General features: G+C 45.0%; 11 protein-coding genes and 1 tRNA gene. 3 read left to right on the plus strand and 9 right to left on the minus strand.

Features of this window, described 5'->3' with window-relative positions:
- Window positions 1-26: 26 nt before the first annotated feature.
- The 4 genes from pnp to J0A67_RS07840 form a co-directional block, all read right to left on the minus strand.
- Window positions 27-2174: a polyribonucleotide nucleotidyltransferase gene (gene pnp / locus J0A67_RS07825; RefSeq protein ID WP_206568760.1), complete on the minus strand. Its 2148-nt coding sequence runs from the start codon at window positions 2172-2174 to the stop codon at window positions 27-29.
- A 102-nt stretch (window positions 2175-2276) separates the two neighbouring features.
- Window positions 2277-2552, minus strand: coding sequence for a 30S ribosomal protein S15 (gene rpsO / locus J0A67_RS07830; protein ID WP_206568761.1), 276 nt, complete (start codon window positions 2550-2552; stop codon window positions 2277-2279).
- 61 nt (window positions 2553-2613) lie between these two features.
- Window positions 2614-4377 carry an LptF/LptG family permease gene (locus J0A67_RS07835; protein ID WP_206568762.1) on the minus strand — a complete coding sequence of 588 codons (1764 nt, stop codon included), beginning with the start codon at window positions 4375-4377 and terminating at the stop codon, window positions 2614-2616.
- A 71-nt stretch (window positions 4378-4448) separates the two neighbouring features.
- A complete protein-coding gene (locus J0A67_RS07840; RefSeq protein WP_206568763.1) occupies window positions 4449-4844 on the minus strand; it encodes an START-like domain-containing protein in 396 nt (131 codons plus the stop codon).
- A 308-nt stretch (window positions 4845-5152) separates the two neighbouring features.
- On the opposite strand from J0A67_RS07840, the gene J0A67_RS07845 reads away from it, so the two are divergent.
- The 3 genes from J0A67_RS07845 (at window position 5153) to J0A67_RS07855 (ending at window position 7137) form a co-directional block, all read left to right on the plus strand.
- Window positions 5153-5226, plus strand: a tRNA-Met gene (locus J0A67_RS07845).
- Between the two features lie 41 nt (window positions 5227-5267).
- Window positions 5268-5522: a GIY-YIG nuclease family protein gene (locus J0A67_RS07850; RefSeq protein WP_206568764.1), complete on the plus strand. Its 255-nt coding sequence runs from the start codon at window positions 5268-5270 to the stop codon at window positions 5520-5522.
- 286 nt (window positions 5523-5808) lie between these two features.
- Window positions 5809-7137, plus strand: coding sequence for an Nramp family divalent metal transporter (locus J0A67_RS07855; protein ID WP_206568765.1), 1329 nt, complete (start codon window positions 5809-5811; stop codon window positions 7135-7137).
- Window positions 7138-7245: 108 nt separating this feature from the next.
- Here the strand turns inward: J0A67_RS07855 and rplT are convergent, their stop codons facing one another.
- From rplT to J0A67_RS07880, 5 genes are all read right to left on the minus strand, one after another.
- Entirely contained in the window at window positions 7246-7590 is a 345-nt protein-coding gene (gene rplT / locus J0A67_RS07860) for a 50S ribosomal protein L20 (RefSeq protein WP_026951716.1), read from the minus strand.
- Window positions 7591-7697: 107 nt separating this feature from the next.
- Window positions 7698-7892 (minus strand): 50S ribosomal protein L35, encoded by a 195-nt coding sequence (rpmI, locus tag J0A67_RS07865; RefSeq protein ID WP_206568766.1) that lies wholly within the window; start codon window positions 7890-7892, stop codon window positions 7698-7700.
- A 24-nt stretch (window positions 7893-7916) separates the two neighbouring features.
- Window positions 7917-8474, minus strand: a complete 558-nt coding sequence (gene infC, locus J0A67_RS07870; protein WP_241265115.1) for a translation initiation factor IF-3 — start codon at window positions 8472-8474, stop codon at window positions 7917-7919.
- Between the two features lie 85 nt (window positions 8475-8559).
- Window positions 8560-10509 carry a threonine--tRNA ligase gene (gene thrS / locus J0A67_RS07875; protein ID WP_206568767.1) on the minus strand — a complete coding sequence of 650 codons (1950 nt, stop codon included), beginning with the start codon at window positions 10507-10509 and terminating at the stop codon, window positions 8560-8562.
- Between the two features lie 189 nt (window positions 10510-10698).
- Window positions 10699-11262 (minus strand): hypothetical protein, encoded by a 564-nt coding sequence (locus J0A67_RS07880; protein ID WP_206568768.1) that lies wholly within the window; start codon window positions 11260-11262, stop codon window positions 10699-10701.
- Window positions 11263-11341: the final 79 nt, after the last annotated feature.

The raw sequence follows: 11341 nt of genomic DNA on the forward strand, positions 1-11341 counted from the left end.
TGCAAATAAGATAATCAATTGTTTGATTATGCCTGTTCTTTAGGAGCAGGTTTTTCCGGCTTTGGCAATAGAGCCTTTCTCGAAAGCTTGAATTTGCCAGTTTTTTTATCGATTTCGATCAATTTGACCACGATTTCTTCGCCAGGCTCAAGCACTCCTTCCATGCTTTCCAGTCGCTCCCACTTGATTTCGGAGATATGGAGTAAACCATCTTTGCCGGGCATAAATTCCACAAAGGCGCCAAAAGGCTGGATGTTTTTTACTTTTCCGGTGTATGTCTCGCCGATTTCAGGCTGAGCAACGATCGCCTTGATGCGCTTGATCGCAGCGTCCATGTTCGCTTGGTTAGCAGAGAAAACGTTGATTTTACCTTGGTTGTCGATCTCTTCGATCACGATGGTAGTCGCGGTGTCCTTCTGGATCTCCTGAATTACTTTTCCACCTGGTCCGATCACGGCTCCGATCAATTCCTTAGGAATCCACATCATGAATGAACGTGGAGTATGAGGCTTCAGATCCGGTTTAGGCGCAGCCAAAGTCTTGGAAATCTCATTGAGAATGTGTAGACGTCCCTCTTTCGCTTGGTACAACGCTTCCTTCAGAACTGAATAATCCAGTCCTTCGACCTTCAAGTCCATCTGGCAAGCGGTGATCCCCTTTTCTGTGCCTGTAACCTTGAAGTCCATGTCACCCAAGTGATCTTCATCTCCAAGGATGTCGGAGAGAATCGCATATTTACCAGTCTTGGAATCAGAGATCATTCCCATCGCAATACCAGTAACAGGTGCCTTGATCGGAATACCAGCATCCATCAACGCCAAAGAACCGGCGCAAACAGTTGCCATCGAGGATGAACCGTTGGATTCCAGAATATCCGATACGATTCGGATAGTGTAGGGGTTTTCGTTTTCTGCTGGAAGAACTTTTTTCAGAGCCCTCATGGCCAAATTGCCGTGCCCTACTTCCCTTCTACCCGGTCCTCTGTTTGGCTTTACCTCGCCAGTGGAAAATCCCGGGAAGTTGTAATGCAGGAAAAATTTATTATATCCGGAAATAACAGCTCCGTCGACCATCTGCTCGTCCATCTTGGTACCAAGGGTACAAGTGGTCACAGACTGGGTCTCTCCCCTAGTAAAAACCGCCGAACCATGTGCCGAAGGAAGGTAATCCACCACAGACCAGATCGGTCTGATTTCGTTTAGCGCTCTCCCATCCAGTCTTTTCTTGGTTTCAAGAGTCAAGTTACGGGCGGCCTCCTTGTGGATTTTATGAAAGTATGGCCCAATCAGGCTTGCTTCAAATTCATGCTCCTCGCCCAGGCTCTCAACAAATGCATCTTTGATTTCCTTGATCGCTGCGGAACGCTCCGTTTTGTTTGGAGTTTGTTTGCTGACGGAAGCAAAAAGCTTGTCGTAAAGCTCAGCTTTCATCTTGTCATACAACCCGGGATCGGACTTTTCGTGAGAATACTCCCTCTTCTTTTCCTTGCCAACCATTTGGGTCAATTCTATCTGTGCCTGGCAATGACGCTTAATCTCCTCATGGGCATATTGTAATGCCTCTACCATTTCATCTTCCTGGATCTCAGACGCTTCGCCTTCCACCATCAAGATGTACTCAAGAGAGCCTGCCACAATAAACTCCAAAGAAGCCTTTTCAAGCTGGGATGGAGTTGGGTTGATGACCAAGGTACCGTCGACCTTGGCAACTCGAACCTCGGAGATCGGCCCATTGAATGGAATGTCCGACACGGCCAAAGCCGCAGAGGCCGCAAGCCCCGCTAGGCTGTCCGGCAGCACTTCACTGTCAGCGGACATCAACGTGATGGCTACCTGCGTGTCAGCATGGTAGTCATCCGGAAATATCGGACGGATTGCTCGGTCCACGATCCGACTGATCAAAATTTCGTAGTCGGACAATCTGCCCTCTCTTTTCAAAAATCCTCCGGGGATTTTACCGGAAGAAGCAAATTTCTCCTGATAGTCTACTGATAATGGCAAAAAGTCAACTCCTTCCAAAGCGTCTTTCTTGGCGACCACAGTGGCCAACAGCATCGCTTTTCCCATCCGCACAACTACAGAACCGTCAGCCTGTTTGGCAAGTGCTCCAGTTTCGATAGTGATTTCTCTGCCATCCTGTAGTTGGATGGTCTTCGTGATCAAATTTGGTAACATAAATTGTTGTTAGTATAATTTTCTTCGGTTTGAAAAATAAAGGCATCTAGCTTAAAAAGAAAAAAGTAAGGTTCTCTAAAATTGAGAACCTTACCGAAAGGATTATTTTCTGATTCCGAGCTCTGCGATAATCGCTCTGTAGCGCTCGATGTCTTTCTTATGGAGGTAGTCCAGTAGGCTTCTTCTTTTACCTACCAACTTCAGCAGACCCAATCTAGAGGAGTGATCCTTCTTGTTTGACTTTAGGTGCTCAGTCAAATGCTGGATTCTGTGGGTGAAGAGGGCAATCTGTGACTCAGGAGATCCTGTATCAGTAGCAGATTTTAACCGTCCATGATTCTGAAACAACTCTTGTTTTTTCTCTGATGTTAAATACATGTTTAGCTAAATTTTATAAAACAGCTACAAAGGTAAGATTAATATTTTGGAAAGTAAACAATCACTTGGACTTTGCTGGACGTTTGGGCAAAAAAGCGGACACTTTTTTCCAAAGACCCGAATAAAAATCCGCCTCAAAGAGCCTTGCGTCCCTTCTTGCCTGCCTCAGGAAGAACAATCCAAAAGGAAGTAGGCATAGGTTTGAGAAAACCGTCCCAAATAGCGGATCTGTTATTCCTTCCTTTGCCCACTTTTCGCCGGTGATAGTCAACATATAAAAAAGGATAAAGAAAATTATCGAGATCAAAACCGGCATTCCGAGCCCTCCCTTTTTGATGATAGAACCAAGGGGTGCACCGATCAGAAACATCACAAAGCAGGCAATAGCCTGCGTATATTTCTGATACCAGGCTATCTCATATCTCCTGTATTCCCGCTGATGGCTTTCAATCTGGCTTTTCTTGACATCAAAGGAGTTTTTGAGGTTTCGTGAGTTATTTAGCGCCATAGTATAGGCATTGGATATGTAGCCTCTCTTTACCACGACCGAATCGATCTTCGCCCGTTCCTCATCCGTGAGGGGTGCAGTTCTTTTGGCCTTCACAGCAACGGTGTTCTGAGTAGGAATAGAAGGACTGACCATGGTCGAGTCGGACGAAAGTGAATCCCGCAATGAAATATTCACCTTAGGATTTCGGCTGAAAATAGAGTCTGACTTCGGCGATTCTGAACTACTCGCTAGATATACCTTAGGATCGACAGGCTTTGTCGAATCATTTTGAGTTACGGCCACAGAATCTCCTTCTTTTTCCAGGGCTTTAAGGGAGTCCTTTTCCGCTTTCTCTCGCTCGATCTTTGCCTTCCTTAGTTCATCATCCCTCGTTTTTCGGTTCCTTATTTCCTCCGAGGGAGTAAGCTTGCGCTCTTTTCCAAAAAAATTATAGATGCTTTGTGCGGTGGTGTAGTTTTGAAATTTCAAGTCATTGACCAGTGTAGTGATCGAGTCTAGCCCAAGCTGGATCTGTGAGATATTCTTTATCGCCCGGTTGGTGGACCAGAGATCTTCCGGAGTCCTGCTAAGTTGAAAAGCATCCAGATCAAATATGATGACGTTTTCGTCAAACTGTGTTCTTGAGAACTCCACGGGAGGCTCACTGATTCCCCGAGTTTGGCGCTCCTCCTTATAGTTCTGGCCATTGTAAAGGGTTAGCTTGAGGTAGCTATCGTTAAAAAAAGTCTCCATTCTGCCGGAGTCCGCCAAAGTCATGTTTAAGTTTCCCTCCTGCCCAGCATGGTTGTAGATAATGATATCCCGAAGTCGGACGTCATCCATTTTTTTGTTGACCTTGATGCTGTAGTTGGGTATGCCTGCGTAAAAAACGCCCTCCTTGATATCCAATGCAGGCGATTTCATACGGATGTCATAGAGGAGGCTGAACGTCTTCAGGTTGACCTTTGGCACCAAATAATTGTTGGAAAGATAGGCGGCTATTGTGAGCAAGACGGCGAAAATACCTATGGGTCTCATTGCCCTGATCAGGGAGATCCCGCTGCTTTTAATGGCTGTAAGTTCAAAGTGCTCCCCCAGATTACCAAAAGTCATCAGGCTGGACAGCAGCACTGCGAGCGGCAAAGCCATGGGGGAAATGCTGATTACAAAATAGCCGATCAGTTCTGCATATATCCAAAAACCTAGCCCCTTTCCGAAGATCTCGTCGAAGTACTTGAGCATGTTGACTATCAGCAGAATGAAGTCAACGACTAGAAATGTTAATAAAAAAGGCCCCAAAAAAGACCCCAAAATAAGCTTATCGAGTTTTTTCATCCGTGCAAACTTCCCCGCTTGGAAAACGATTTTCCGGAGGCTGGGTTCAAAGTTGGCAATTTGAAGGCAATTTACCCACCTATTATTTCCTTTAGCTTCGAAATCAGTCCATCCCAAATCGCCTCAAGCTCCTCCTCTTCGTAATCGTTGGAGTAGTCGATCACTTTTAGAAAGAGGGATTGGGTCAGTTCGTTCTCCTCCAACTTGAACTCGATGAAGGAATGGTCCGCTTCATTTGGGTTTTTGGGATCGAAAAAATCGAATTTCACGTGCAGGTTGGACCTCAGTGAACTCAATCGGGCGTGGTGATCCTCATTGTCAAAATTGAAAATATAATTCTTGTCCTCGTCAATCCGAACTTCATCCGCAAACCACTCTTCCAATCCGCTGGCAGTACTTAAATAATGGAAAACAATTTTCTTGGAAGCATTTATTTGATAATCAGCGACAAACTTATTTTTGACCATGATGGAGTAATTTAAAGGCGACTTTTTCACACTTTTTCTCAAAACTGAACTTGCATTTCAGAGCACAAGACCTCATATTTGCATTCCCTTTTGAAGGGGGCTCAAAATGGCTGATTTCACACGGAAAAAGCCTGCTTTTTGGAAATTCGATGGTGCTTTAAGTTAACCATTAATTTCAAAAATCAATATCTGGATAAATTAATAAAAATACGGTGAGGTAACTCCGTAGGTTAGAGCACTGGATTCATATCCACCGCGGCGGACATGGGTTTATTGTACTCGGATTTTGAAATATTGAAAAAACATTTGGCGAGGTAGCTCAGTTGGTTAGAGCGCAGGATTCATAACCCTGAGGTCACGGGTTCAACTCCCGTCCTCGCTACAAAGGCTTTCGAATACGGAAGCCTTTTTCTTTTTTGGCCTATGGATTCGTATGTCGTCTACATCCTTTTTTCTCCAGGTTCCGGAAAGACCTACACTGGAATGACCTCTGATCTGATCACCCGGTTCCACTTCCACAATTCCAAATCAACCAAGGGATTTACCACCCGCTATAGACCTTGGATGGTTCTCCATGTCGAATTTTTTGAGTCAAAATCTGAAGCCTTTCAAAGGGAAAGCTATCTCAAAACAGGAAAAGGGAGGGAATGGGTCAAATCTAATGTCCTCCGCTTTTGAGGCGAGGAAGCTCAGTTGGTTCGCGTGTAGGAGTCATATCCGCCCAGGCGGACACGGGTTCAACTCCTCCCGAACCCTTTCGGGACTACAAAGGCTTTCGAATACGGAAGCCTTTTTCTTTTTTGGCCATGGACAGTGGTCAACGTCGAGTTTTTTAAGCGGAAATCAAACGCGCACAAGTGATGTGTTATATTTCTCTCAAATCGACAATTTGCATCTCACTTTGATCGCTCGTTAGTTTCAATCTTAACTCAAGGATGGATTAATTTGGCTATATTCCTTGTCAATGAACCCAAAAACAATCCAAGACCCACCGAGTTCGTTTTTTGGAAAACTCCGATTTCTCGGCCCGGGATTTATCCTATCTGCATCCATTGTGGGCTCCGGCGAGCTGATCGCCACTACCCTACTCGGGGCCAAGGCTGGCTTCGTCACCTTTTGGGTGATTTTGGTCAGCTGCTTGGTCAAGGTGGCCATTCAACTGGAGTTTGGCAAGAATTCGATTGTCTCCGGCAATTCCCTTATGCATGAGTTCAACCAACTGTCTGGGCCTAAACTAGGAAGGAGTAATTGGGCGGTATGGTCTACTTTTATTCTGACCTCCCTCAAAATATTGCAAATAGGTGGAATGCTGGGAGGGTCAGCGATTGTGCTGAATTTGATCGTTCCAACACTTCCTGTGACCGCTTGGTTGATCCTCTTGGCGGTTAGCCTCGCACTTTTGATATACAAAAACTACTATCGCTTGATCGAAAAGGCATCTACCCTGATGGTATTTGGATTTACACTCTTTACCATTGCTTCCTTGGTTGCCATTTTTTATACGCCATTTGGATTTTCATTCAAAGAAGTCATGTCCGGTTTGACTTTTGACCTACCCCAAGAGGCTATTTTCGTCGCCATCGCGGCATTTGGGATCACAGGGGTCGCAAGTGATGAAATCATCGCGTACACCTATTGGTGTCAAGAAAAAGGCTACGCGGCATTTGTAGGTCAAAATGATGGCTCTGAAACTTGGAAAAAACGTGCTCGGGGATGGATCAAGATCATGTATTTGGATGCTTTTTTGGCCATGGTGATCTATACTTTGGTCACAGCGGCCTTTTATCTGTTGGGGGCTGCTATACTTTACGGACAAGGCGAATTTCCCGATGGAAACGACCTGATCAACTATCTCGCTTCCATCTATACCCAGTCTCTCGGATCCGATGCTCGACTGATATATTTGGCAGGAGCCTTTTTTGCGCTGTATTCCAGCATTTTCGCATCTCTCGCCTACTGGTCGAGGCTCTATCCCGATGTTTTTTGTGAGTTTGGATGGATGCGCAGAGGCGATGAATCCCAACTGAAAAAATCAGTCCGAATTTTAGCTTGGGCCTTTCCTGTCATTTGGACGATTACCTATCTTTTCATCAAGCTTCCTGGGATCATGGTGCTTTCCGGAGGGCTTGTCGCATCTGTTTTGTTGTTAATCGTTGTTGCGGCGGCCATAAAATTCCGGGCTAAAAATCGGGACCTGAAACTGACTCCAGGCTTTTGGTCAGACTTGATGTTCTGGATCAGTGCGGTTTCGATCCTATCGGTCTCGGCTTATGGGATTTTCCAGCTTTTTTAACCCAAAAGTCAATGCCTCCCTAAAATCGGAAAGCCAACGCCGCCCGCCCCAAAATTAAAAAAGCCTTCCCGAGGGGAAGGCTTTCCGCAAAACAAGGATGTGCCGACCTTATTTCACTCTTTCAACTACAGCTTTGAATGCCTCTGGGTGATTCATTGCCAAATCAGCCAAAACCTTTCTGTTAAGTTCGATTTCAGCTTTCTTAAGCAAACCCATCAATTGAGAATAAGACACACCGTGCTCTCTAGCACCGGCGTTGATACGCTGAATCCACAAAGCTCTGAATTCTCTTTTCTTCGCTTTACGGTCTCTGTAAGCGTACTGAAGACCCTTCTCGTACTTGTTTTTTGCTACAGTCCATACGTTGCTACCTCTTCCGAAATAACCTCTTGTGGCCTTTAGCACTTTTTTCCTTCTTGCTCTGGACGCTACCGCGTTTACTGATCTAGGCATAGTTTTTTGATTTTTGACACTTGGTGTTCCGAGCGATTCGGAATCTTTTTTACCAAAGCATCTGGTGAATTAATGAACCTTAAATTTTAAAGAGATGAGGCTAAAGATCAGATCTTCAACATGTCTCTTACTCTACCTTCGTCAGAAGTGTGTACCAGACCAGTTTTGGTCAAGTTGTGCTTACGCTTGGTAGATTTTTTCGTCAGGATGTGGCTTTTGAAAGCGTGTTTCCTTTTGATTTTGCCGGTTCCCGTGAGGGCAAACCGCTTTTTTGCACTGGATTTGGTTTTTACTTTTGGCATTTTGCTGTATTTAGTTGGTTGAAATTATTTCTTATGGGCCTTCGGAGCGATAAAGATGTTCATCCGTTTTCCCTCCAACTTCGGCATTTGCTCCACCACTCCATGGTCTTCGAGCTCCTGCGCGAATTTCAACAACAGCATCTCTCCCCTTTCCTTGAAGACAATCGAACGACCGACGAAGTGTACGTAGGCCTTTACTTTTGCTCCTTCTTTCAGAAAATTGATCGCATGCTTCAGTTTGAAGTTGAAGTCGTGGTCATCGGTATTAGGTCCGAATCTGATTTCCTTTAAAACAACCTTGGCTGCGTTGGCTTTGATCTCCTTTTGCTTCTTCTTTTGCTCGTATTTAAACTTCGCATAGTCGATGATCTTACATACTGGAGGGTCGGCATTTGGAGAAATTTCGACAAGGTCAAGTTCGTTGTCCTGGGCCAGTTTGATGGCCTTTTCGATAGGCAAAACTGCGTTTCCGCCTTCGACGAAATCGCCTACTAGTCTTACTTCACGAACTCTTATTTTGTGATTGATTCGATAAGGTTCTTCTTGTCTTCCTCTTTGTTGCTGGTATGGTCTTTGGCTCAAGTTAGCTTTGGTTGTTTCTTGTGAAATTGCCTGCAAATATCGGAATTATTTCTAATTCTAAAAAGCAGAATAAAATATTACGTTTTTACTGCTTACTCAGGGATTCTGAAATAATCCCCTGAAAATACTGGATAAACTCTCCTATCGAGAAGCTTCCCAAGTCCCCCTGCCCATGCTTCCGCACAGATACTTTTTGTTCTTCCTGTTCCTTTTCGCCCACAATCAGCATAAAAGGCACCTTTTTGACCTCGGAATCCCGGATCTTTCGACCAATCTTTTCATCCCTATTATCGATGTTTCCCGCTATTCCCGCTTCGTCCAAGATTGCCTTCAGCTCTTCCGCATAGGCGATGTATTTCTCGGAGATAGGCAGAATATTTATCTGTTCGGGAGAAAGCCAAAGTGGAAAATCGCCCGCGCAGTGTTCGATCAAAACGGCCACGAAGCGTTCCAACGAACCAAAAGGAGCCCTGTGAATCATCACCGGACGGTGCTTTTGATTGTCTGAGCCGATGTATTCGAGCTGGAAACGATCGGGTAACTGGTAATCTACCTGGATGGTTCCCAATTGCCACTTTCTTCCCAAGGCATCTTTGACCATAAAGTCGAGCTTAGGTCCGTAGAAAGCAGCTTCACCAAGCTCTGTGACAGTCTGCAAACCCTTTTCTGCCGCAGCCTCGATGATCGCAGATTCCGCTTTTTCCCAAGCCTCATCAGTTCCGATGTATTTCTGCTTGTTTTCAGGATCTCTCAATGAAATCTGGGCAGTATAGTCCTGGAATCCCAAGGCTTTGAAAACGTAGAGTACCAGATCGATCACCTTGATAAACTCTTCTTTCACCTGGTCTGGGCGACAGAATATGTGTGCATCGTCCTGAGTAAATCCTCTCACTCGAGTCAAACCATGCAACTCACCACTTTGCTCATAGCGGTACACTGTACCAAACTCAGCGTAACGGATAGGCAGATCTTTGTAGGATCTTGGCTTGTGTTTGTAGATTTCGCAGTGATGCGGGCAGTTCATCGGTTTCAGCAAAAACGCCTCTCCTTCATGCGGAGTGGTGATCGGCTGAAATGAATCCTTCCCGTATTTTTCGTAGTGTCCTGAGGTTTCGTACAACACCTTGCTTCCGATATGCGGAGTGGTCACCTGCTGGTAGCCGGATTTGTCCTGAGCCTTCTTCATGAAGCTGATCAGGCGCTCGCGAAGCAAAGTGCCCTTTGGAAGCCACAGCGGCAATCCCATCCCTACTTTCTCGGAGAAGGTGAAAAGCTCCAATTCACGGCCAATCTTACGGTGGTCACGCTTTTTGGCTTCTTCCAACAAGGTCAAGTAATCCTTCAACTCCTGGGCTTTTGGAAAGGTCACCCCGTAGATACGGGTTAACATCTTGCGCTTTTCGTCGCCTCTCCAATAGGCTCCGGCGATATTGGTAAGCTTTACAGCTTTGATAAATCCTGTATTCGGAATGTGCGGACCACGACAAAGGTCTGTGAAATTGCCCTGCTGATAAAAAGTGATCGAACCATCTTCGAGGCCTTCCAAGAGATCCAGCTTGTATTCATCGCCCTTTTCCTGGAAATAGGCGATTGCTTCCGCCTTTCCCACATCCTTGCGGATATACTCATTCTTTGCTTTGGCAAGCTCAATCATCTTCTGCTCGATCTTCTCCAACTCATCGCCCTCCAGCTTGTGGTCACCGAAGTCTACATCGTAATAGAAACCTGTCTCAATTGGAGGACCGATTCCGAATTTGGTTCCCGGATACAAAGCCTCCAATGCCTCCGCCATCAAGTGCGCGGATGAGTGCCAAAAGGTGTTTTTTCCCTCCAGATCATTCCAAGTCAGCAGTTGAAGACTGGAATCGGAGTCAATAGGTCGGGTAGCATCCCAAACCTGTCCATTTACTTTGGCAGCAAGGACATTCCGTGCCAAACCCTCGCTGATACTTGCAGCAATCTGTAGCCCGGTTGTTCCTTTTTCGTACTCCCTCACGGAGCCATCCGGAAGGGTAATCTTAATTTGTTGTGACATGTGTTGTTGTTTTTCTGCCCATACAAACAGGCAATTGGTCTAAGCTGCAAATATGCAAAACCGACCAGCAAAGGAAAAATTTAGGGGAAGGGAATGTGGAAATGATATTTGATTTCCTTTCCTTGAGAAGGAGAACGAGAATCAAAATGTAGATTTCTTTGCTGATTGATTCAAAAAAATTAATCCAACTCAAAAACTCTTTCCAAAACTTAATCCTGCATGATAAGGATAGAAGGACCAGCTTTTCCCTTCTCTAACCGGAACATCAAAAAATGGAGTATAACCAACCCGAAAAAAGAATCCACCCTCGGGTTTTTGGTATCTGTAACCAATTCTTACAGGAACTATAGCACCAAAAACTACTTTGTCACTAAATTCAAATGTTTCCGAATCAATTTCTAAAGTTCTACCTAAGTAAGAAGTGACTCCAAAACCCATTTCCAGATGATGCTTTGACTTGCCATATAGTGCGGAGACCTCTAAAGGAATAACCGGAAGCCAAATGGTTTTGAAATCATTTATTTTATTCCGCCACATTGAAAAACCAGCGCTCGCATTAAGTTTTAACTTGCCTCTTTGATGGAAAATCTTGCTGTAGTTAATCGCGTATCTTCCGGAACTTCCGCCAACTTCAAGGTAAAGCGCATTTTTTGAGGTAAAGGTTTCGGCCTCGCCTTGAGAAAAAGCAAGAAATGGAAGTACCAACAAAATTAGCACAGCCGAGACAATTATTGATTTCGGATGAAATGACATGGCATTTTGGATTAAAAATCAAACCATCATACGTCTCTTTTAACTAAATCAAGATCAGCCGCAGGTGGAGTACGATGAT

The organism is Algoriphagus aestuariicola (genome assembly GCF_017254835.1).
GTDB classification, from domain to species: Bacteria; Bacteroidota; Bacteroidia; order Cytophagales; family Cyclobacteriaceae; genus Algoriphagus; species Algoriphagus aestuariicola.

Bases quoted from the DNA above. Each gene is read 5' to 3' on its own strand.
- pnp (WP_206568760.1), bottom strand. From the start codon at position 2,174: ATGTTACCAAATTTGATCACGAAGACCATCCAACTACAGGATGGCAGA.
- rpsO (WP_206568761.1), bottom strand. From the start codon at position 2,552: ATGTATTTAACATCAGAGAAAAAACAAGAGTTGTTTCAGAATCATGGA.
- J0A67_RS07835 (WP_206568762.1), bottom strand. From the start codon at position 4,377: ATGAAAAAACTCGATAAGCTTATTTTGGGGTCTTTTTTGGGGCCTTTT.
- J0A67_RS07840 (WP_206568763.1), bottom strand. From the start codon at position 4,844: ATGGTCAAAAATAAGTTTGTCGCTGATTATCAAATAAATGCTTCCAAG.
- J0A67_RS07850 (WP_206568764.1), top strand. From the start codon at position 5,268: ATGGATTCGTATGTCGTCTACATCCTTTTTTCTCCAGGTTCCGGAAAG.
- J0A67_RS07855 (WP_206568765.1), top strand. From the start codon at position 5,809: ATGAACCCAAAAACAATCCAAGACCCACCGAGTTCGTTTTTTGGAAAA.
- rplT (WP_026951716.1), bottom strand. From the start codon at position 7,590: ATGCCTAGATCAGTAAACGCGGTAGCGTCCAGAGCAAGAAGGAAAAAA.
- rpmI (WP_206568766.1), bottom strand. From the start codon at position 7,892: ATGCCAAAAGTAAAAACCAAATCCAGTGCAAAAAAGCGGTTTGCCCTC.
- thrS (WP_206568767.1), bottom strand. From the start codon at position 10,509: ATGTCACAACAAATTAAGATTACCCTTCCGGATGGCTCCGTGAGGGAG.
- J0A67_RS07880 (WP_206568768.1), bottom strand. From the start codon at position 11,262: ATGTCATTTCATCCGAAATCAATAATTGTCTCGGCTGTGCTAATTTTG.